This window comes from Lutibacter sp. (genome assembly GCF_013041805.1).
GTDB lineage: Bacteria > Bacteroidota > Bacteroidia > Flavobacteriales > Flavobacteriaceae > Lutibacter.
Map to the genome: position 1 here is coordinate 1 of NZ_JABDRI010000081.1, position 22030 is coordinate 22030.

The 22030-nt window shown below is 31.4% G+C and carries 18 protein-coding genes and 1 pseudogene; 5 read left to right on the plus strand and 14 right to left on the minus strand.

Annotated elements, in window-relative coordinates:
• Nucleotides 1-221: 221 nt before the first annotated feature.
• The 3 genes from HKP59_RS10335 to HKP59_RS10345 are packed head-to-tail and all read right to left on the minus strand — an operon-like array spanning nucleotide 222 to nucleotide 4190.
• Nucleotides 222-971: a hypothetical protein gene (locus HKP59_RS10335; RefSeq protein WP_291806491.1), complete on the minus strand. Its 750-nt coding sequence runs from the start codon at nucleotides 969-971 to the stop codon at nucleotides 222-224.
• Between the two features lie 2 nt (nucleotides 972-973).
• On the minus strand, nucleotides 974-1231 hold the full coding sequence (locus tag HKP59_RS10340) for a SemiSWEET transporter (protein WP_291806492.1): 258 nt from the start codon (nucleotides 1229-1231) through the stop codon (nucleotides 974-976).
• A gap of 4 nt (nucleotides 1232-1235) precedes the next feature.
• Entirely contained in the window at nucleotides 1236-4190 is a 2955-nt protein-coding gene (locus HKP59_RS10345) for a class I tRNA ligase family protein (protein ID WP_291806494.1), read from the minus strand.
• Nucleotides 4191-4321: 131 nt separating this feature from the next.
• On the opposite strand from HKP59_RS10345, the gene HKP59_RS10350 reads away from it, so the two are divergent.
• Both HKP59_RS10350 and HKP59_RS10355 read left to right on the plus strand, forming a co-directional pair.
• Nucleotides 4322-5092: a patatin-like phospholipase family protein gene (locus tag HKP59_RS10350; protein ID WP_291806495.1), complete on the plus strand. Its 771-nt coding sequence runs from the start codon at nucleotides 4322-4324 to the stop codon at nucleotides 5090-5092.
• 109 nt (nucleotides 5093-5201) lie between these two features.
• Nucleotides 5202-6116: a DMT family transporter gene (locus tag HKP59_RS10355; protein WP_291806497.1), complete on the plus strand. Its 915-nt coding sequence runs from the start codon at nucleotides 5202-5204 to the stop codon at nucleotides 6114-6116.
• Here the strand turns inward: HKP59_RS10355 and HKP59_RS10360 are convergent.
• Together HKP59_RS10360 and HKP59_RS10365 are read right to left on the minus strand one after the other, a co-directional pair.
• The gene (locus HKP59_RS10360; RefSeq protein ID WP_291806499.1) at nucleotides 6108-7037 is read right to left on the minus strand and encodes a ketopantoate reductase family protein; all 930 of its coding nucleotides are present in this window, start codon (nucleotides 7035-7037) and stop codon (nucleotides 6108-6110) included. The two genes, HKP59_RS10355 and HKP59_RS10360, sit on opposite strands and share 9 nt — an antisense overlap.
• 32 nt (nucleotides 7038-7069) lie before the next feature.
• Nucleotides 7070-7840, minus strand: coding sequence for a transporter (locus HKP59_RS10365; RefSeq protein WP_291806501.1), 771 nt, complete (start codon nucleotides 7838-7840; stop codon nucleotides 7070-7072).
• A gap of 78 nt (nucleotides 7841-7918) precedes the next feature.
• On the opposite strand from HKP59_RS10365, the gene HKP59_RS10370 reads away from it, so the two are divergent.
• Both HKP59_RS10370 and HKP59_RS10375 read left to right on the plus strand, forming a co-directional pair.
• A complete protein-coding gene (locus HKP59_RS10370; RefSeq protein ID WP_291806503.1) occupies nucleotides 7919-8575 on the plus strand; it encodes a metal-dependent transcriptional regulator in 657 nt (218 codons plus the stop codon).
• Between the two features lie 3 nt (nucleotides 8576-8578).
• Nucleotides 8579-9400 (plus strand): ZIP family metal transporter, encoded by an 822-nt coding sequence (locus HKP59_RS10375; protein ID WP_291806507.1) that lies wholly within the window; start codon nucleotides 8579-8581, stop codon nucleotides 9398-9400.
• A gap of 1 nt (nucleotide 9401) precedes the next feature.
• Here HKP59_RS10375 and HKP59_RS10380 read toward each other — a convergent pair whose 3' ends face one another.
• The 4 genes from HKP59_RS10380 to HKP59_RS10395 all read right to left on the minus strand — a co-directional run bounded on the left by HKP59_RS10380 (nucleotide 9402) and on the right by HKP59_RS10395 (nucleotide 12614).
• On the minus strand, nucleotides 9402-9515 hold the full coding sequence (locus tag HKP59_RS10380; RefSeq protein ID WP_291806510.1) for a FeoB-associated Cys-rich membrane protein: 114 nt from the start codon (nucleotides 9513-9515) through the stop codon (nucleotides 9402-9404).
• Complete coding sequence (feoB, locus tag HKP59_RS10385) at nucleotides 9515-11626, minus strand: ferrous iron transport protein B (protein ID WP_291806514.1); 2112 nt, start codon at nucleotides 11624-11626, stop codon at nucleotides 9515-9517. The genes HKP59_RS10380 and feoB overlap by 1 nt, the downstream gene beginning before the upstream one ends.
• A gap of 11 nt (nucleotides 11627-11637) precedes the next feature.
• Nucleotides 11638-11862, minus strand: coding sequence for a FeoA family protein (locus tag HKP59_RS10390; RefSeq protein ID WP_291806517.1), 225 nt, complete (start codon nucleotides 11860-11862; stop codon nucleotides 11638-11640).
• A gap of 74 nt (nucleotides 11863-11936) precedes the next feature.
• Nucleotides 11937-12614: an SCO family protein gene (locus tag HKP59_RS10395; protein WP_291806520.1), complete on the minus strand. Its 678-nt coding sequence runs from the start codon at nucleotides 12612-12614 to the stop codon at nucleotides 11937-11939.
• A 153-nt stretch (nucleotides 12615-12767) separates the two neighbouring features.
• Between HKP59_RS10395 and rseP the strand changes: the two genes are divergently transcribed.
• Nucleotides 12768-14081 (plus strand): RIP metalloprotease RseP, encoded by a 1314-nt coding sequence (rseP, locus tag HKP59_RS10400; protein ID WP_291806523.1) that lies wholly within the window; start codon nucleotides 12768-12770, stop codon nucleotides 14079-14081.
• A 65-nt stretch (nucleotides 14082-14146) separates the two neighbouring features.
• Here the strand turns inward: rseP and HKP59_RS10405 are convergent, their stop codons facing one another.
• The 5 genes and pseudogenes from HKP59_RS10405 to HKP59_RS10425 all read right to left on the minus strand — a co-directional run.
• Nucleotides 14147-16672, minus strand: a complete 2526-nt coding sequence (locus tag HKP59_RS10405; protein WP_291806526.1) for a DPP IV N-terminal domain-containing protein — start codon at nucleotides 16670-16672, stop codon at nucleotides 14147-14149.
• Between the two features lie 142 nt (nucleotides 16673-16814).
• Nucleotides 16815-17093 (minus strand): F0F1 ATP synthase subunit epsilon, encoded by a 279-nt coding sequence (locus HKP59_RS10410; protein WP_291806528.1) that lies wholly within the window; start codon nucleotides 17091-17093, stop codon nucleotides 16815-16817.
• Between the two features lie 36 nt (nucleotides 17094-17129).
• Complete coding sequence (atpD, locus tag HKP59_RS10415; protein ID WP_291806531.1) at nucleotides 17130-18638, minus strand: F0F1 ATP synthase subunit beta; 1509 nt, start codon at nucleotides 18636-18638, stop codon at nucleotides 17130-17132.
• Between the two features lie 170 nt (nucleotides 18639-18808).
• Nucleotides 18809-21691 carry a TonB-dependent receptor gene (locus HKP59_RS10420; RefSeq protein WP_291806534.1) on the minus strand — a complete coding sequence of 961 codons (2883 nt, stop codon included), beginning with the start codon at nucleotides 21689-21691 and terminating at the stop codon, nucleotides 18809-18811.
• 127 nt (nucleotides 21692-21818) lie between these two features.
• Nucleotides 21819-22030, minus strand: a pseudogene (locus HKP59_RS10425) (hypothetical protein); the annotation flags it as partial.

A 22030-nucleotide genomic window follows, 5' to 3' on the forward strand; every position in this document is an offset into this window, starting at 1 on the left:
TATTCATCGGTTTGCTCTTTGTATTGATAAATTGTGACTGCGGCGATTAATACCGACGCCAGTATTATCAATAATATCATCGATAAAAAAATTCGAATTCGTAATGAAAGTTGTTTAATTTTCATGCTTTAATTTGACGTAAATATAAGTAATAAATTTTACGGTATAAAACAATAAATGTACCACAAACATTCAAAATAGGAAGAAAATTACTTATTCTTTTAGTTGCGAAACTTTTTAATTGAAGGTGATGTTATATAAAACAAATAAAAACCGGAAAATATAGTTAAAAGCCCAAGAACTGAAAAAATACGAAGTACCCAATTTGTTAAATGATCTCTTGTTGAATAATCCATGGTATGTAACATCCATAAAAAATCAAATCGCCTCCAATTATTATTCCTAACACTCGTTATTTGGCCTAGTTCTGTTGATACATAAATAGTTGTTTTTGTTGGGTGATCTAACGTAAAAGCATATGCAGGTAAAGGTTTATTTCTATATTCATGATGAGCATTCGTAGTATGCTTTTCTAAGAATTCAGATGTTATAATTGATATAGGCTCTTTTAATTGGCGTGTTGCTAATTCCAAACATTCCTCTTCAGAAAACGCACTTCTTAATTCACCTGTTTCGGCTTCAATTAATTGAACTCTTAGTTGGCTATTTTTAAAATACGAGAATTGTACTAGTGGCTTTGAAAATGCTTCAACTATGCTAATTGAATGAACAGAATCTATAGCAATTTTAGCATCTAAAGAATCAATTCCTTTTTGAACCATCGAAAAATCCACAAAAGGAAAATATTTCTTTTCTTGTTTTATGAGAGTTTCACCATGAACATCATCCATATTGTTCCAGCTAAAGTACAACCCTCCTAGTGTCCAAAATAAAAATTGAATACCTATAAAAACTCCTAAATACCTATGAATTTTACGTGTATTATAGTTAATATTTTTTCTCAGTTTCATTCTTATTTATAACGCAATTTAAAAATAATCAATAGTAAAGATAAAACCGCAGTAATTGAATTTGCAACAATCATGGCTAGACTTTTTAAATGAATACCATAGATTAACCATAAAACAATCCCAACAAAAAATACTAAATACATGGTCAAAGACAAACTATCTGCCGATTTTGATTTCCAAGTTTTATATACTTGGGGCACAAATGAAGCCGTTGTTAATAACGCTGCCAATAATCCAACTATTTCGTAAATATCTATCATGCAATTAGCCTACAATATTTACTATTTTACCTGGTACAACAATTACTTTTTTAGGTGTACGGCCTTGCAATTGAGCTTGTGTTTTTTCATGTGCTAGCACTGCTTTTTCAATTTCTTCTTTGCTCATATCCATTGGAAACTCTAATTTAAATCTCATTTTTCCATTAAACGATATAGGATATTCTTTACTGCTTTCTATTAAATGTTTTGCTTCAAAAATTGGAAAATCAACAGTCGAAACTGAATTTTTGTAGCCTAATTTAGACCATAATTCTTCAGCTATATGTGGTGCATACGGTTCAATAATTATTGCTAATGGCTCTAGAATTGCACGTTTATTACATTTTAATGCTGTTAATTCATTCACTGCAATCATAAAAGTAGAAACCGATGTATTGAAAGAAAAATTAGCAATATCTTCCTCTACTTTTTTAATAGTTTTATGCAAAGTTTTTAACTCCTCTTTTGTTGGTTCTGAATCAGAAACTGAAAACTCACCATTTACTATATATAATTTCCATAGTTTTTTTAAGAAGCTATACACACCTGAAATACCAGAAGTCTTCCAAGGTTTTGATTGCTCTAATGGGCCTAAAAACATTTCAAATAAACGCAAACTATCTGCTCCATATTCCTCACAAATTTGATCAGGGTTTACAACATTGTATTTAGATTTTGACATTTTTTCGACCTCTCTTCCAACAATGTATTTTCCATCTTCTAAAATAAATTCTGCATCTTTATATTCAGGTCTCCAGTTCTTAAAAGCTTCAATATCTAATTCATCAGCCGCATTTACAAAAGAAACATCTGCGTGGATTGGTGTAAAACCTGTCCATTCATTTTTTGGTGCATTTGCAATTTCGCAAGCGCTTAATAAATTTACATTTTCTTTTATGACTTCGGTCTTTTTATTGGCTCCCATCGCCTTTCTTTCCTTAATGATATTTTCCATTAAGTTTTTACTTACAAAAATTGTTTTTCTAGCTAAATCATTACCATTTCCTTCTCCAAATTCCCAACGATAAACAAATGCCGAAGTTCCAGTTATCATACCTTGATTAATGAGCTTTTTCGCATATTCATCAACAGGTAAAACGCCTTTATCAAATAAGAATTTTTGCCAAAATCTTGAGTATAATAAATGCCCTGTAGCATGCTCGCTTCCTCCAATATATAAATCAACATCTTGCCAATATTCAACCGCCTCTTTACTTACAAATTCATCTGTATTTTGTGAATCCATATAACGATTAAAATATGATGAGCTTCCTGCCCAACCTGGCATGGTATTTAATTCTAAAGGAAATATAGTTTCATTATTAATTAACTCATTCGAAACTACTTTGTTTGTTTTTGTATCCCAAGCCCAAGTTGTTGCATTCCCTAATGGCGGTTTCCCATCTTCAGTTGGTAAATATTTTTCAACTTCAGGCAATATAATTGGTAAATGTTTTGCATCAATCATTTGAGGTAAACCATTTTTATAATATACTGGAAAAGGTTCTCCCCAATAACGTTGACGGCTAAAAACAGCATCACGTAACCTGTAATTAATTTTCCCATAACCAAAGCCACGTTGTTCAATTTCAAAAATGATACGTTTCATGGCTTTTTTGTACGTTAAACCATTTAAAAAATCAGAATTTGCAATTTTCACACCTTCTTTTGTTGAGCAAGCTTCTTCAGAAATATCAACTCCTTCAAAAATATTTGGAATTTCTAGTCCAAAATAGTTAGCAAAAGCATAATCGCGCTCATCACCGCAAGGAACTGCCATAACGGCTCCGGTTCCATAACCTGCTAACACATAATCTCCAATCCAAATTTGAATTTTTTCACCTGTAAAAGGATGCTTTGCATAGGCTCCTGTAAATACTCCAGAAATTGTTTTTACATCGGCCATTCGCTCTAATTCACTTCTTTTTGCAGTTGCTTTTACATAAGTATCAATCGCTGTTTTTTGAGCTGCAGTTGTTATTTTAGAAACCAATTCGTGCTCTGGAGCTAGTGTCATAAAACTCACACCAAAAATAGTATCAGGTCGAGTTGTAAATACATCAATTTTAGCATCAAAACCATCAATATCAAATGAAACCATTGCTCCTTCTGAACGTCCAATCCAATAAGTTTGTGAATCTTTTAATGGCTGTGGCCAATCTATTTTAGCCAAACCGTCTAACAAGCGTTGTGCATATGCGGTTATTCGCATACTCCATTGCATCATTTTTTTTCGAACAACAGGATGCCCTCCTCGCTCTGAAACTCCATTTACAATTTCGTCATTTGCCAAAACAGTTCCCAATTCTGGACACCAGTTTACTTCGGTTTCAGATAAAAATGTTAATCTATATTTTAATAAAATAGATTGCTGCTGCTCTTCTGAATAATTTTTCCAATCATCAGCAGTAAAAACTTCAATATCTTCATCACAAGCGGCTTTTACTTTTGAATTTCCTTGAGAAGAAAAAATGGAAATTAATGTTGATACATCTTCAGCCTTATCAGTTTCTTTATTGTACCAAGAATTAAATAATTGGGTAAAAATCCATTGTGTCCATTTGTAATAACTAGGATCAGAAGTTCGCACTTCACGAGACCAATCAAAAGAAAAACCAATTTGATCTAATTGCTTTCTATATGTTTTAATATTTGCTTCAGTAGTAATTGCAGGATGTTGCCCTGTTTGAATAGCATATTGTTCAGCTGGTAAACCAAAAGAATCATAACCTTGAGGGTGCATTACATTAAATCCTTTATGGCGTTTATACCGTGAATAAATATCAGACGCAATATAGCCAAGTGGATGCCCAACATGTAATCCTGCACCAGAAGGATAAGGAAACATATCTAACACATAAAATTTTGGCTTATCTGAATTATTATCAGCTTTAAACGTTTGGTTTTCTGCCCAATATTTTTGCCAATTCTTTTCAATTTCTCTAAAGTTGTATTCCATTTCGTTTTATTCCATTTTTAAAAGCGCAAAGTTACGTTTTAAAAAGAAAACTATAAAGTCTATTTTGCAGTTGTATTTTAACGCGTAAAATTTTGTAATTTAGAGTTAAATTCTAACTTAATTTTAAAAAAATGGCGAAAGAAATTGGATTGGTTCTTTCGGGTGGTGGCGTTAGAGCTATTGCTCATATAGGATTGATAAAGGCTTTACTTGAGAACGATATTATTCCTATAAAAATTTCTGGAACAAGTGCTGGAGCAATAGTAGCAGCTCTTTATGCTGCCGGCTATACGGTGGAAGAACAACTTAATTTTTTTATTCAAACTCCTTTATTTAAGATATCACTATATGCACATAAAAAACCAGGAATTATGGATAGTGATAAATACACCTATTTTTTTAAAGAATTTTTCCCTCATAATTCTTTTGAAAGTTTAAAATATCCTATTACTATTACCTCAACAAATCTAATTAATGGGCAATTAGAATATTTTAATAGTGGAGAATTAATAAAACCATTAATTGCATCAGCCGCGCTTCCACCAGTATTTTCTCCAGTTGAAATCAACGGAAATTTATATTCAGATGGTGGAATTTTAAATAATTTCCCCATTGAGCCTTTAGAAAACCAAATAAAATATATCATTGGAAGCTTTGTAAACCCTATTTGCGAAATAGAAAAGTCAGAAATTAATTCTTCGTTAAAACTTTTACAACGTGTTTACCACATAGGTTTAGACTCAAATAACATTAAAAAATTTAAAAAATGTAATTATGTTTTTTCCCCACCAAATATTGATAAAATTGGTGTGTTAGATTCAAAAATTGTTTCTAAATCATTCCAGATAGGATACGATTTTGCCCAATTAGAAATAAAAAATATAATACAATCTTTACATTAACTTCTTTCTTTTTTTATTATTTCTTTGATGTAAACACTAAAAAGTAAAATTATACCAAATTGTTAAATAGGAATTCGTACTTTCCCAGCTTCAATTTAAGACAAGTATATTGAGCAAAAATAAACAAAAAGCATATATAGCCCTTTTAGGAGCTAATATTATTTATGGGGCAAATTTCTTAATTGCAAAAGGTATTATGCCAGATAAAATGGGACCTTCAGCTTTGGTTCTATTGCGGGTAATTGGGGCAAGTATTATGTTTTGGATTGTAAAACAATTTGTAAAAGAAAAAGTTGATAAAAAGGACTTCTTATTACTCATTATTTGTGGTCTATTAGGCATCTCAACAAATATGCTTTTATTCTTCCATGGATTAAGTTTAACTTCACCTATTGATGCGTCTATAATTATGACGACTACACCTGTTATTGTGCTTATTTTGAGTGCCATAATTTTAAAAGAGAAAATTACACTTAATAAATATATTGGAATATCAATTGGCGCTATTGGTGCCTTTTTATTAGTGTGGTTTGGAAAAAATTCAGGCGGTACAAGTTCTTTTTTAGGTAATTTATTTATTTTTTTAAACGCTTGCTCTTATGCATTATATTTAGTTTTAGTAAAACCTTTGATGAAAAAATATAAAGCAATTACTGTTATAAGTTGGGTATTTTTATTTGGGTTTATTTTTGTACTTCCATTTGGATTTAATGATTTATTAAATACCAATTTTAATGCGTTTACAACAAACACTTATTTAGCTGTTACCTTTGTAATTGTAGGTACTACTTTTTTGACTTATTTATTTAATATTTACGCTTTAAATTATGTATCTCCTTCAGTAAACGGAAGTTTTATTTATTTACAACCCGTATTAAGTTTTTTAATGGTTAGCGTTTACGCCTATATTTTAGATCATAAGGAGTATGCTCAAGACATTAATTTAATTAAAATTTTGAGTTGTTTTATGGTTATTATAGGCGTATATATGATAAGTAAAAAGCCAAAAATTAAACTAGTTTAAACATCTTGCTTTATTTTCTTGAGGCAGTAAACAATGGTAGATAAATGAATTTACAGGAGTTGGAATACCTAAATCTAACCCCATTTTAACAATTGCTCCATTTTGAGCTTCCAATTCTGAAGGCTTTGCCTCCATCATATCTCTTTGTAAAGATGACGTTGTTTCAAAAGGTTGAGATTCAATAAGCTGAAATTGTTTTTCAAGAATATTATCTGGTAAATAAACTCCTTTAGCTTTTGCAACAGCTAAAATTTCTACTGAGGTTTTGTACATCATTTCTTTAATTTGTGGAGAAGAAATCATTTCTCCAACTGTTGCTCTAGTTAAAGCTCCAATAGCACTTATAGTTGTAATAAATAAAAACTTTGTCCAAATTTCTTGTTGAATATTTGAAGCTAATTTAGTGGTAATTCCAGCATTTAAAAATAGTTTTTCTAATTGTATTGCCCTTATTGTTTTTCCATTGTCAATCTCTCCAAATACAATGGTTGGTTCATAAGACACATGATTAATCACCCCAAAGTCTTCAACCATACTAACAACTTTACACAAGCCCCCTAAAACATTTTTTTGATCTAATATTTTGCATAATATATCTGTGTTTTCAACGCCATTTAACAATGAAATGATCATCATTTTCTCATTTAAAATTGGCTTTAATTTTGCCGCAACCTCTTCTAATTGCCACGTTTTTACACAAATTAAAACCAGATCTATATCTTTAACTTCCGAAATAGTTGAAGTTGCTTTAGCTGGATGTACTAAATAATCGCCTTTATAACTTCTAAGTTGCAATCCTTTTTTTTGAATTACTTCTAAGTGTTTTCCACGAGCAATAAACGTTACATTGTTTCCTGCTTGTGCTAACCTAGCACCAAAATAACCACCAACGCCACCTGTACCATAAATTACTATATTCATTTTATACATATTTTACACTCAAAATTAAGCCATTATAATTTATTTTTAATCAAAAAGCTTGGTATCTTCCAACTAAATCCCATTGACACATATTGCATGTCATTATTAATACCCACCCCATAAGATGCATCTAATTGAAAATTCTTGTTAACTAAATAAGTGAAACCTGTATTAAAATTGCTTTCAAATGTATTTGATTCACCCCAAGACCCATAAGGTTCTGTATAAAAACTTAGTCTCTCAGAAAAAGAGATTCCTAATGCTAAAGAATACGTTAGTGAACTTTGATTTGAAACGTAATCATAACCTATGTTATAGCCTAATCCAACTCTATTAGAGATTGCATGAGAAATAGCCAATTTATTAATTACACCCACTTTCTCAGTTGTTAAATTACTATTTGCTGATGGGAGTATTATATGAGACAAAAATGCAATTTCAGTTGTTACTTCTTCCTTTTTATACAACTGAACTTTTGCACCAATTTCTAAATCATTCAACCCTGAATAACTAATATCTCTACCTTCTAACGCTAGTTTTGTTGACTCGTATTGAGAAACAAAACGCAGTTCAATTCCTTTAGAGATTCCATAACGCAATAACATAGAGGGATTAAAAATACTATTCATTCTGTTATCGTCACTTTTTTCGAATAATACACCGCTTTCAATTTGAAAATTATTTTTACCAACGGTAACTGAAGATTCCGTTTGATCAGGCCTATCTGTTGTTATATTTTGAGAGAATCCTATGCGAAAAAATAGTAAAAAAATTACAATTGATAGTTTTTTTGTGGTTGTCATATGTTGATTTTTGACAAATTTATACATATTTTTAGATTAATCTAAATTTTTGATTATATTTGTCTAAACATATATTTAATGCTGTCTCAAACAGAAGAAAATTATTTAAAAGCTATCTATAGTATTGGGATTTCCAATGGTAAAAACATTAATACTACACTTATTTCAAGAAAGCTAAAAACAAAACCATCTTCTGTTACTGATATGATTCGAAAATTGGCTGAGAAAGACTTAATTTATTACGAAAAATATAAAGGAGTATCTTTAACACAAAGTGGTAAAAAAATAGCAATTGATATTGTTAGAAAACATCGATTGTGGGAAGTTTTTTTAGTAAATAAACTCAATTATAACTGGGATGAAGTTCATGAGATGGCTGAGCAATTAGAGCATATTAAATCTGACACGTTAGTTGGTAGATTAGAAGCATTTCTAGACTTTCCTAAACACGATCCACACGGAGATCCTATTCCTGATGAAAATGGAAATATTGCACAACACAAAAATGTTATGCTATCATCATTAGAAATAAATTCGAGCGGTGTAGTTATTGGTGTTAAAGATTCTTCTTCTTCATTTTTACAATTCCTAGACAATTCAAACATTAAACTAGGGGATACCATAAAAGTGATTGCGAAAGAAGATTATGACAATTCAATTCTTATTGAAAATAAATTACAAACCAAATCAATATCACAGCAAATTTCAGCGAATCTATTTGTAAAAAAAATATAAAAAATGGAACAAATTATTAATTATTTTGAAAGTATAAATCCTGTTTTAGCTGCATTTTATGCGACTATTTTTACTTGGGGATTAACAGCATTAGGAGCTTCATTGGTTTTTTTATTCAAAGGCATGAATCGTGCTGTATTTGATGGTATGCTAGGCTTTACAGGAGGCGTTATGGTTGCAGCTAGTTTTTGGAGTTTACTAGCTCCAGGAATTGAAATGAGTCCTGGTGAGGGGTTTGTTAAAGTTATTCCGGCAGTTGTTGGATTTGCCATGGGAGCATTATTTTTATTCGGCTTAGACAAAGTACTGCCTCATTTACATGTAAATTTTAAAGAATCTGAGAAAGAAGGTGTAAAAACTCCTTGGCACAAAACAACTTTATTAGTTCTTGCTATAACATTACATAATATTCCTGAAGGTTTAGCTGTTGGTGTTTTATTTGGTGGTGTTGCAGCCGGTTTTGACGGTGCCACTATTGGTGGAGCAGTAGCACTAGCAATTGGAATTGGTATACAAAATTTCCCAGAAGGTTTTGCTGTTTCTATGCCAATAAGACGACAAGGAGCCAGCAAATTCAAAAGTTTTATGTATGGTCAATCCTCTGCTTTGGTAGAGCCTATTGCCGCAGTAATTGGGGCTTGGGCAGTTATGACTTTTCAGCCTATTCTACCATATGCCTTAGCTTTTGCTGCAGGAGCAATGATTTTTGTAGTTGTTGAAGAGGTAATTCCAGAAACGCAACGTGATAGTTATACTGATATTGCAACTCTTGGATTTATAGGTGGATTTATAGTCATGATGACTTTGGATGTTGGCTTAAGTTAATTTAGCAATCACAATTCGTATTGCATTTTCCTTTCTTTTTAGTTTTAAAAAAATATTTTTTAACTAAAAATCCAATTGCTAATCCAAGCGTTATATATGCTAAAATATCTTGCATTAACTAAAAATATTAAATGCTAAAGTTGCAGTAATATAGGCCAATATTCCCATTCCTACTAATTGTAAAATAGGCCATTTCCAACTATTTGTTTCTCGTTTTACTATTGCTAATGTTCCTATACATTGCATAGCAAAAGCATAAAATAATAACAGTGAAACTCCCGTAGGAAAATCAAATCGTTTTTTACCAGTATCTGGATTTATTTCAGCTGCCATACGTTTTTTAATAGATCCAGAATTTTCACTATCACTATCTACGTTATAAATGGTTGCCAATGCCCCTACAAAAACCTCACGAGCAGCAAATGAACTAATTACTGCAATACCAATTTTCCAATCATAACCCATTGGCTTAATTACTGGTTCAATGGTTTTACCCATATAACCAATATACGAGTTTTCCAATTTATAAGCAGCTACTTTTTTCTGAAGTGCAGATTCAGATAAATTTTTATTTTCATCTTTTGAAGTTATAAATTGCTCTGCATTTTTAAACGTTGAAGGTCCGTTTGATGCTAAAAACCATAATATAATTGAAATTGCTAAAATAATTTTCCCAGCACCAAATATAAATGCCTTCGTTTTTTCAACAACTTCATAAAAAATATTTTTTATAGAAGGTATTTTATAGTTTGGCATTTCAATTACAAACAACGTTTTCTTTTCAATTTTTAATACATTATTTAGTAAAACTGCTGAAAAAATTGCTGCAGTAAACCCTAATAAATAAAGAGCCATCATTGTTAATCCTTGTAAATTAAGAATTCCTAATACCTTTTGATTAGGAATAATTAAAGCAATTAATATGGCATAAACTGGCAAACGTGCTGAACAAGTTGTGAATGGAATTACTAAAATTGTTATTAGACGTTCTTTCCAATTCCCTATATTTCTTGAGGCCATAATTGCAGGAATAGCACAAGCAGTTCCTGATATTAAAGGGATAACACTTTTACCACTCATTCCAAACTTTCTCATAATCTTATCCATCAAAAATACCACTCGACTCATATAGCCTGTTTCTTCAAGAATAGAAATAAATGTAAATAAAATGGCAATTTGAGGTATAAATATAACTACGCCACCAATTCCCGGTATTATTCCTTCAGCAATTAAGCTTGTAAATGTTCCAGGTGGTAATACCGTTTCTAGCCATGAGCTTAAACTTGCAAAAGACTCATCAATTAAATCCATTGGGTACGTTGCCCAATCAAAAATGCCTTGAAAAATAAATAGTAAGATGAGCGCAAAAATAACGTAACCAAAAATTTTATGGGTTAATACTCTATCTAAAACACCTCTTAAATCTGATGCTTTGGATTTATCAACAATAAAACTATCCTTTAATACTTCGTTTATAATTTGATACCTTAAAATAGTCTCTTTATGTTGATATTTTTTAATACAACCTAAATCTTCTCTAAATTTTAAAACTAATGCCTTTTGGTTGGCATCCAAAAAATCGAACTCAGTATTCTGCGTAATTAATAACCAAGACTTATATAAAGGAAATTCAGGAAATGCTTTTTTTAAATGTGTAAAATATTCTTTATCGATTCTATCTGTAATATTACTTACAGGAGTAGTATCTAAGTTTTTATAGGATAAAATTGCAGTCTTTAATTCTTGAATACCAATTTTTTTTCTTGCACTTGCTAAAACAATTTTTGTATGCAAGCTTTCTTCTAATTGGTTTACATCAATATTAATTCCTTTCCTATTCATTTGGTCTATCATATTAATAACCAAAATTGTTGGAATATTTAAATCCTTTAATTGCGTAAATAAAAGTAAGTTTCTTTTAATGTTTTCTATTTCGACTACAACAACTACAACATCAGGGAAACTTTCACTAGTTGAATTTAATAGTGTGTCTAAAACTAATGTTTCATCTAAAGATGTTGGATTAATACTGTACGTACCAGGTAAATCGGTTATTTCAGCTTTTGAAGTATCATTTAGCTTACAAATACCCTGTTTCTTTTCAACTGTGATTCCTGGATAATTTCCAACTTTTTGCTTTAAACCCGTAAGTTGATTAAATAATGAGGTTTTTCCAGTATTTGGATTCCCAATTAAAGCAACTTTTACAACCTTATCATCACCCATTAATCAATCAATTATTTAACTACAGATATTTTTTCAGCAGTTTCTTTTCGTATAGCTAAATGACTTCCATTTACTTTTATGTATAAAGGGTCGTGCATAGGTGCTCTTTGGATTAGTTGTACTTCTATCCCCGGCAAACATCCCATCTCAAGTAATTTTAAAGGAATATTGTCTAAACAAAGTTTTTCTATAAAAGCCTTTTCTCCAATCTGTAAATTTGCAATAGTTTTAAACATTATTAAGACTGATTATAAATAGTTAGTGGGCAAATATACTAAATTAGAATCATTCTAAACAATGATAAATGTCACTAATCTTTATATTCACCTTGCAATATTCTAATATCTGCAATTAATCGCTGAATATCTTCATTATCAGTACCATCATAAAAACCTCTTATTTGTCTTTTTTTATCGACTAATACAAAATTTTCAGTATGAACAAAATCTTGCAAGCCTCCATCTCCTTCGTCTAAAACTGCAAAATAACTTTTACGAGCTAATTTATAAATGTGTTTTTTATCTCCTGTTGTAATATTCCATTTTGAATCAATTACACCTTTTTTATCTGCATAGGCGCGTAAAACAGAAATACTATCAATTACTGGAGTTACTGAATGTGATAAAAACATGATATCATCATCATTTATAAAGACATCTTGAAGCTTTCCAATATTATTTGTCATTACAGGGCAAATAGTCATGCAACGTGTAAAGAAAAAATCAGCAACATATATTTTGTCATTATAATTTTCCTGTGTAATTGTATCTCCATTTTGGTTGATTAATTTGAAATCTGCCACTTTATGATTTCTTCGTATATGAACCACACTTTCATCAACTAATTTTGGATTTACATCTGACGGGTTATAGATAGGCAATCTTTTTTCAGGAGTTAATAAGGTATAAATAGCATAAATCATAAAAACCGAAAAAAAAGCCATAATGGCTAAGGTTGGAATTGATTTTTTAAAAAATTTTAAATCCATTATAAACTAATTTGGAAAGCAAATTTAATACAATTCCCTTTTATAGGAACACTACTCCTCTAAAACTTTGTTAAAAGTAGAAGTTCGAATTATTTTCAGTTTTACAACTGTATTTAAAACCGTACATTTGTGCGATTTTATTTTTGAAAATATATGGAGATAGTTATAAAAGCCACACAGTTTATTTTAAGTTTATCGTTTTTAATTGTTTTGCATGAATTAGGACATTTTATTCCTGCAAAACTATTTAAAACTCGTGTTGAAAAATTTTATTTATTTTTTGACTATAAATTCTCTTTACTTAAGAAAAAAATAGGAGAAACAGAATATGGTATTGGTTGGATTCCATTAGGAGGTTATGTTAAAATCTCAGGTATGATTGATGAAAGTATGGATACCGAACAAATGAAACAACCTGCTCAATCGTGGGAATTTAGATCTAAACCAGCGTGGCAACGTTTAATTATTATGCTTGGTGGTGTAATTGTGAATTTTATTTTGGGAATTCTAATTTATATTATGATCACATTTGTATGGGGATTAGACTATGTGAGTCCTGATGGTGTAAAAGAAGGCTTTTCAGTGCACGAATCGTTTAAAGAATATGGCTTTAAAGACGGTGATAAAATCACAAAATTTAATGGTGTTGAACCCTTAGATGTTACTGATATAAATAAGCATTTATTTTTAAGAGATATCAATTCTATAGAAGTGATACATAAAGACGGTATTACTGAAACACTAACTATTCCAAAAAACATAGGTGAAATAATGTGGCAAAATGGTGTAATGAAACCGTTCTCGCCAATATCAACACCAGTAATTGCATTAATAGAAGTTGACTCTCCAGCAGACAAAGCAGGTTTAAAAGAGAACGATAAAATTATTAGTGTAAATAATACTCCCGTTTCTTACTGGCATGAATTTACAAATTTAGTATTGAATGCTAATGGTGATCTAAATATTGCATTTGAAAGAGATGGAATTATGGATAATGTATCAATTACACCAAGAGAAAACAAAACTATTGGAGTGCAGCAAAATGGTTTAAACGCCGTAACTATTGAGCATAAAGACTTTTCATTTTTAGAAAGTATTTCTACAGGAAATTCAATAGCTATTTGGACTTTAAAAGACTATATAACTCAATTTAAATATGTTTTCACTAAAAAAGGTGCAACTAGTATTGGTGGTTTTATAGCTATTGGGAATATATTCCCGGCAACTTGGAGCTGGCAAGCATTTTGGAGCATTACAGCCTTTTTATCTATAATGCTAGGGTTTATGAATTTACTACCAATTCCGGCATTAGATGGTGGGCACGTTATGTTTACTTTATATGAAATGATTTCTGGCAGAAAACCGAATGATAAGTTTTTAGAATATGCACAAATTACAGGTTTCTTAATTTTAATTGCCTTGTTAATTCTTGCTAATGGAAATGATGTTGTAAAATTATTTTCATAACTAAACAAAAAATATAAAAAAACTCCGAACATAGGTTCGGAGTTTTTTTATGCAAGTCATATAAATTATTTTTTTGGTTTATCTCTGTTCATTTCAATCATATCAACACTTGCTGCTGGAGCATTTAAAAAATGTTTGCTAAAATAATCTGCTTTTAACCAAAAGAAGTACTCGGTCATTGAACCATAACCATGACGTTGACCAGGCATTAACATAAAATCAAAGCGCTTATTTGCTTTAATTAAAGCATTTACCATTTTAATAGTTCCTCCTGGATGTACATTATTATCAATATCTCCAGTTGTTAACATTAAATTACCTTTTAAATTCTCAGCCAATTCCATGTTTTTATCAATATCATATTTATAGGTCACTTTTCCATCTTCATCTCTTTCTTCGTCAATCCCATGATGTGTTTCACTCCACCAACTATTGTAAATTGTATTATCATGATTTCCTGAAGAAGAAACTGCAACCTTAAAAAAGTCAGGATAAACTAACATAGCAGCAGTCGACATAAATCCACCTCCGGAGTGACCAAATATTCCTACTTTATCAATATCTATAAAAGAATATTTATCAGCTAACTGCTCTGCTACATGTTTTTTATCAGCTAAACCATAATCTCTTAAATTTTTATATCCATAGGTATGGTACCATTTTGAACGTGCTGGGTGACCTCCTCTATTTCCCAAAGTGACTACTATAAAACCTACCTGCGCCAGACGATCAGTTCTATTCATTCTTATTGAAAAAGATTTATTAACTGCTTCTGTTTGAGGCCCTGGGTATACATATTCAATTAATGGATAAACCTTTGTCGAATCAAAATCATACGGTTTATACATCACTCCATAAATATCTGTAATCCCATCATCAGATTTCATTTTAAAAGGTTCAGGAAATTGATATCCTGTTGCTATCAACTGAGATAAGTCAGCTTCTTCTAATTTTAAAATTACTGATCCAGAACTATTTCGTAATTCCGATTTAGGAACTGTATTAACTCTAGAATAATTACTTACGAAATACTTATTTGAATCTGAAACATTCACACTGGTATTGTAATCTCCAGAGTTTAAACTTCTAAGTCCTGCACCATTTAATCCAATTTTATATAAATGAGCATAATAAGGATCTTCATTTTTATTTACTCCGTTCGCGGTAAAATAAACTACACGTTCTTTTTCATCAATACCTTCAAAAGTATCAATATGGAATTCTCCACTTGTAACTTGCCTTTTCAAATTCCCTTTAGAATCATATAAGTAATAATGCCCCCATCCGTCTCTTTCAGACCAAAATAAAATTTCTGACTCATTATTAAACAAAATCATATCTTTCCCTCTTGTTTCTATATAGGTATTGGAATGCTCTTCAATTAAAGTTTCCACATCACCTGTAGTGATATCAGCGACGTGGATATCTAATCTTTTTCTGTCTCTACTGATTGTATTAAAATATATATTCCCTTTTTTTGATACTAGCATTCGTGGTTTATGCTTAGAAGTATTACTTTTTTTGTATTTGTGAGCTAGTATATTTATACTTTGCTGCACTGTTGTATCTAATTTGACCTGTATCATTTCTTTTGAAGGAATATCAAAGACTACAATACTTGGTTTATAGAATTCTTGTTCACCTGCCATATGGTATTTGTAAGTTTCTAATGTTGGCCTTTTTCCATTAGAATTTATCACCCATAAATCTTTAATTTTTCTAGCATCAGTTTTTTCAAATACAAACTTTTTTGAATCGTGTGACCAATAACCTCTTATAGACTTTCTATCGTCCTTTGTTTTTTCTTTTTCTTCATTATCTAAACGATTAGAACCTCCTCCGTAGCCAAAATTTTCAACACCATCTGTTGTCCATTGATGCTCAACAATAGTGCTATCTTTCTCATCTTTTACAGCTTTTAAAAAGTTTTCTTTATCCATCCAATACAAGTTGAAATGTTTAGAAAATAATACAATGGTGCTATCAGGAGAAATAGTAGCCCATCTCGCTTTTTGCTTTTCTTCTTTGGTATTATTAATTATGGTAAGCCCATTACTTCCTAAAACATACTCAAAGTAATATACTTTTTTTTCCATTTTAGGTTTCTTCTTTTTTGCCTTTTTAGTTTTTGTAGAATCTTTACTTATCTCAGCTTTTTCATCTTGTTTAACCTCTACTTCTTCTGTTGAAGCAACTCTAAAACGAATAGCTGTTTCGTTTTTTACAAATTCAAAATTAAATTTTGGTAAATGTTTAGCGTCATATGGATCCTTCGTAATTTCTGTCAACCATTTTGCCATTTTCACATTATCAAATAACACTTTTTTGCTTTTGGTATCTGCATTTACCAAATAATAGTTAGACCCTTCAGAAGTTTTGTATTGGTACCAAAATTTATTTCCGTTCTTCAACCAATGAGGGTTTATCATAGTTGAGTGCACTAGCTTTGCCAAATTCTCAGGAGAATACTTTGCGGCTAGTCTATAATTTGGAATGGGTGTTTGCGTATTAGATTGTTCATTAAAGTAATGTTGAGCAGTAACAGATATTGAATTAGCAATAAATAAAGCTACTATTAAAAAGTTTTTCATGATGTATTTGGTTAATTTTGGATTTAAAGATATAAAATTCTTTTACATTACTAAGCTCATAAATGATAGTATTTCAAATAAAAAAAATTACAAAAAAAGCCTCGTATAAACGAGGCTTTTAAATAGTATATTTTATAATATTTTAGTCGGCAAGAATAATCACTTTATTTTCCTTCATTTCAATAGTACCACTTTTTATTGGTAAAGAATATTCTCCTTTATTATTGGAAAATTTACTTTCAAATTGTTCTTCAATAGTTATGTTTTCACCTTTAAATTTTACAACTCCATTAACAAGTAAAGATACAATTGGTGCGTGATTATTTAACATTTGAAATTCACCATTAATACCAGGTACTGATATTAAATCAACATCTGTTTTTAATAAGGTTGCTTCGGGTGAAACTATTTCTAAAATCATATTTTTATAATTGATGATTGATAATTGTCAATTGAACTATGCTTCTGCCAACATTTTTTCTCCGGCGTCAATAGCTTCTTGTATAGACCCCCTTAAGTTAAATGCTGCTTCAGGATATTTATCCAATTCACCGTCTAAAATCATATTAAAGCCTTTAATCGTATCTTTAATATCAACCAATACACCTGGAATTCCAGTAAATTGCTCAGCAACATGGAATGGTTGAGATAAGAAACGTTGAACTCTACGAGCTCTATGTACAGCTATTTTATCTTCTTCAGATAATTCTTCCATACCTAAAATAGCAATAATATCTTGTAATTCTTTATAACGTTGTAATAGTTCCTTAACACGTTGAGCACAATCGTAATGTTCGTCCCCAAGAATATCTGCAGTTAAAATTCTTGAAGTAGAATCTAATGGATCTACCGCAGGGTAAATACCTAGCTCAGAAATTTTACGAGAAAGTACCGTTGTTGCATCTAAATGCGCAAATGTTGTTGCTGGTGCTGGATCTGTTAAATCATCTGCAGGTACATATACAGCTTGTACCGATGTAATTGAACCGTTTTTTGTTGAAGTAATACGTTCTTGCATTGCTCCCATTTCTGTAGCTAATGTTGGTTGGTAACCTACCGCAGAAGGCATACGCCCCAATAAGGCTGACACTTCCGAACCTGCTTGTGTAAAACGGAAAATATTATCAACAAAGAACAATACATCTTTACCTTGTCCATCACCGGCTCCATCTCTAAAATATTCAGCAATTGTTAACCCTGATAAAGCAACACGTGCACGTGCTCCCGGTGGTTCATTCATTTGACCGAAAACAAAAGTAGCTTTAGATTCTCTCATTCCTGCCTTATCAACTTTAGATAAATCCCATCCACCATCTTCCATCGAATGCATAAAATCATCACCATATTTAATAATACCTGATTCTAACATCTCTCTTAAAAGGTCATTTCCTTCACGTGTTCTTTCTCCAACACCTGCAAAAACAGATAAACCACCGTGACCTTTTGCTATATTGTTAATCAACTCCATTAGTAATACAGTTTTACCAACACCTGCACCACCAAATAATCCAATTTTACCACCTTTTGCGTATGGTTCAATTAAGTCAATTACTTTAATTCCTGTATATAAAACTTCAGTTGAAGTTGATAAATCTTCAAATTTTGGTGCTTGTCTATGAATTGGTAATCCATTTTTACCTTCCTTAGGTAAATTTCCTAACCCATCAATTGCATCACCAATTACATTAAATAAACGTCCGTAAATATCTTTTCCAACAGGTACTTGAATAGCATCTCCAGTAGCAACAACTTCAGTTCCTCTACTTAAACCATCTGTTGAATCCATTGATATTGTTCTAACAGTATCTTCCCCAATATGTGATTGAACCTCTAATACCAACAAAGAACCATCTTTTTTTGTAATCTCTAATGAGTCATACAATTTTGGAAGTTCAGCGCCAGATTCAAACTCAACGTCAATAACTGGACCAATAATTTGTGCAACTTTACCTGTAACTTTTGCCATTACTTTAACTATTTATTTTTTAGATATTTAACTTATTTAAAGTTATCCTTATTTTTAAAGTTGCAAAGATAGTTTTTTGATTTTATTTTAAAAAAAAAATAACCTTTTTTTTACCAAAAGAAACGCCCTAATAAATTAGGGCGTTTTAAAAATAACTATACTATATTTTATTATGGATTGATCACCCAAGATATATAGTATTGTGATCCAATATTACCTACACCAGGAGCAACCATATATTCTTGACCTCCTAAGTTAGCTCCACCAATTTTAAAGGTAGATTTAAATGATGGAATTGAATAATTAATTTGAGCATCAATTACAGTTCTTGCATCAATTGTAGCATCAGCAAATGTTGACTCCCATAGGTACTCATCACTCCATCTAACATTAATATTAAATCCTAAATTTTCAACAATTTCAGTATTCCCTATTGAAAATTTCACTTTGTTTTCAGGTGTATTAAAACCAGCTTCATAATCAGGATCTGAAGCTTGGTCGAAATCAAATTTTGCAAACGTATAACTTAAACCAAAGTCATAGTTCCCAAATATCTTCGCAGTAGCACCTATACTACCACCATAAGAAGCAATGTCTGCTTTAGAATTTGTATATACTTGGAATGGTTGATAATCACCATTAGCCACAGCAATTAAGGCTGCAGGTGTTGGTCCTCCTAATTGAGCTGGCAACGGAATAATGTCTGAAAAATCAACATTACCATATAAAGGTGATACTACCGTTTTGTTTCCAATAAAATCTTGGTATTCATTATAATAAGCACTCATATCAAAAGCTACTCTACCAAATCCAGCTCTATAACCAACTTCATAAGCAGTTACTCTTTCTGGTTGAACATAGTCAAAATTTGCAACTTCTAATAAACCAGGGTTTGGAGCTCCCGCAGCTGCACTCGCTCCAAATGCATATAAGGATGCTAAAGTATAGGCGTTTTCATAGGCTGCTCTACCACTAAGTTGCACTGAGCTAGGTAGACCAAGCATTTGAGCTGAAGAACTTGTTGAAATTGGATTTGAAAGATATCTGTCTAAATTATCTGGAGCAGAACCTACCAATATTGCTTGACCAGCATCTAAACCAATGTATTGATCTTGTGTAGATGGGTTTCTAAATCCAGTTTGGAATGACGCTCTTAAGTTACGCGTTTTCCCTTTACCTAATGAATAAGAAACAGTAACTCTTGGAGAGTAATTCCCGTCAAAGTTTTTAGCTTTGTCATAACGAATAGAGCCTGTAAACTTTAATCTATCATCAATAAATTTCTTTTGTACTTGCATATAAGCTCCGTACTCGTTATAGTCAATTGGACCATCATAATCAGTAAAAATAGTACCACTAGAATTTAATGAAAACTGTCTCCATGAACCACCAACTTGGATATCTGCAAAATCAATCATATTACGAAAGTTATAATTTGCATCACCATGGTATAATTTTGTTTGATCTTGAAATTTCGCTCCAGTTGTTAAATCTGGATCAGCAGCAACTGCATCTAACGCTGCCTTAAATTCAGGTGTTCCAGGCTGAAGCGTAACTGTTGCATCAGCAAATTGTCTTGCTTGTGAATGCGCAACATCTTGAGAAGCACCTTGAGAAACTGCCCCAATAAATGCTCCTGCATAAGTTCCAAACCACGGTGAAGCATCCGCTTTATTCATGTTGATACCTGCAAAGCGCATATCATATGAGTCTCCTGCATCTTCATCCGTAGTATAGAATCTTACAAAGAAATCGTCATTTCTAACTTCAATTTTGTGCTGTTGCATAAAAAAGTTTTTTATTGCATATCGGTTAGATCCTTGATAAATAGTATTTCCTTGTCCAAACTTTCCATTGTAGATAATTTCTAAATCATCCTCAAAAGGCTTATAATGCAATGCAACATCTACTTTTGCACTTTCAGCAATATTATCCCACAAATCAACTTCTTTATATCCAGTCCTTGAAACATTGTCTTCTGGCAATAATGCACTTGCTCCTGGAGGAAGTTGTCCTATTGATTCCAAATATTGTCCAACTCCTCTTAAGTTGCCAAAAGGGGTTGCGGCTAAAGTAACCTCATCTCCGTAAATGTTTGCTTGATCAAAAGCAGTTTGCCCAGCAATAGAAGGAATTACTAAATCTGGATTCCCAGCTCCTTGATCTACATATTGATTGTAATCAGTTGCATACCATTCTGTACCTTTTAAGTAAGAGAATGAAGCTTTTGCAGCAAATTTATCACTAAATCTATGTGCCATTCTAATTCCAACATCTGTAAAATTATTATCTCCTGCAGCTTCTTGAGAAGTAATACCTGTTTTTACATATACACTAACCCCTTCAGAATTAAAAGGATTTTTACTCGTCATAAATAAAATTCCATTGAATGCATTCGCACCATATAATGCAGAAGATGCACCTGGAAGTAATTCTACTGAATTCACATCTAATTCAGACATTCCTAAAAGGTTTCCAAGGTTAAAGTTTAATGCTGGTGATGAGTTATCCATACCATCAACTAATTGCATAAAACGCGTATTAGCAAATGTTGCAAATCCCCTTGTATTAACAGATTTAAATGTTAAACTATTTGTGTTTACATCAACCCCTTTTAAATTCTCTAAACCATCGTAAAAACTTGGTGAAGAAGTATTTTTTATCGCTCTAATGTCCATTCTTTCAATAGTCACAGGCGATTCTAAAACACGTTCAGGCGTTCTTGAAGCAGATACAACTACTTCATCCAAAGCGGTTGCAGCTTCCTCCAACTCTACTTTTACGTTTTGATTGTTTTGAGTTATTTCAACTATTGTTGAAGAAAACCCAATTAACGATACCTCTATTTTAAAAGGTAATTCGTGATCTACTGTGAAAGAAAAATTTCCATCAAAATCAGTTGTGGTACCCATAGATTTTCCAACAACTTTTATGTTTGCTCCCGGAATTGGTTGCTCAGTTTTTGCCTCTGTAACGGATCCAGTAATTGTGGTTTGTGCCACCATAACTGACCCTACAAAAAGTGCAAAAATAACACTTAATAATTTTTTCATAATATCCTTTGTAGTATTGATTAACATAGGCGCAAAATACAATTTTTTTCTAATTATCTTAAAAATTGAACTAAAAAAAAGCGTAAAGAGAAATTTTTACGCTTTTAAATTTATAATATGATATTTATCAGTCTGTTGTAAAATTCCAAACTTGTCCAATAGTTTGTCCTCCTTGTCCATCTTTAACCACCACATTCCAATAATAAACTGTTGATGCTGATAATGTTGGTGAAACTAAGCTTGCTGCTGTTTGATCTGAACCGATTAGTGATAAACTTGAGGAGTCTGTTCCAAAATAAATATCAAAGGTTAATGTGTCTGTCGTGTCAACATCACTTG

Bases quoted from the DNA above. Each gene is read 5' to 3' on its own strand.
- HKP59_RS10405 (WP_291806526.1), bottom strand. From the start codon at position 16,672: ATGAAAAACTTTTTAATAGTAGCTTTATTTATTGCTAATTCAATATCT.
- HKP59_RS10370 (WP_291806503.1), top strand. From the start codon at position 7,919: ATGCTGTCTCAAACAGAAGAAAATTATTTAAAAGCTATCTATAGTATT.
- HKP59_RS10375 (WP_291806507.1), top strand. From the start codon at position 8,579: ATGGAACAAATTATTAATTATTTTGAAAGTATAAATCCTGTTTTAGCT.
- HKP59_RS10365 (WP_291806501.1), bottom strand. From the start codon at position 7,840: ATGACAACCACAAAAAAACTATCAATTGTAATTTTTTTACTATTTTTT.
- HKP59_RS10345 (WP_291806494.1), bottom strand. From the start codon at position 4,190: ATGGAATACAACTTTAGAGAAATTGAAAAGAATTGGCAAAAATATTGG.
- HKP59_RS10390 (WP_291806517.1), bottom strand. From the start codon at position 11,862: ATGTTTAAAACTATTGCAAATTTACAGATTGGAGAAAAGGCTTTTATA.
- HKP59_RS10335 (WP_291806491.1), bottom strand. From the start codon at position 971: ATGAAACTGAGAAAAAATATTAACTATAATACACGTAAAATTCATAGG.
- rseP (WP_291806523.1), top strand. From the start codon at position 12,768: ATGGAGATAGTTATAAAAGCCACACAGTTTATTTTAAGTTTATCGTTT.
- HKP59_RS10350 (WP_291806495.1), top strand. From the start codon at position 4,322: ATGGCGAAAGAAATTGGATTGGTTCTTTCGGGTGGTGGCGTTAGAGCT.
- HKP59_RS10420 (WP_291806534.1), bottom strand. From the start codon at position 21,691: ATGAAAAAATTATTAAGTGTTATTTTTGCACTTTTTGTAGGGTCAGTT.
- HKP59_RS10340 (WP_291806492.1), bottom strand. From the start codon at position 1,231: ATGATAGATATTTACGAAATAGTTGGATTATTGGCAGCGTTATTAACA.
- HKP59_RS10410 (WP_291806528.1), bottom strand. From the start codon at position 17,093: ATGATTTTAGAAATAGTTTCACCCGAAGCAACCTTATTAAAAACAGAT.
- feoB (WP_291806514.1), bottom strand. From the start codon at position 11,626: ATGGGTGATGATAAGGTTGTAAAAGTTGCTTTAATTGGGAATCCAAAT.
- HKP59_RS10380 (WP_291806510.1), bottom strand. From the start codon at position 9,515: ATGCAAGATATTTTAGCATATATAACGCTTGGATTAGCAATTGGATTT.
- HKP59_RS10360 (WP_291806499.1), bottom strand. From the start codon at position 7,037: ATGAATATAGTAATTTATGGTACAGGTGGCGTTGGTGGTTATTTTGGT.
- atpD (WP_291806531.1), bottom strand. From the start codon at position 18,638: ATGGCAAAAGTTACAGGTAAAGTTGCACAAATTATTGGTCCAGTTATT.
- HKP59_RS10395 (WP_291806520.1), bottom strand. From the start codon at position 12,614: ATGGATTTAAAATTTTTTAAAAAATCAATTCCAACCTTAGCCATTATG.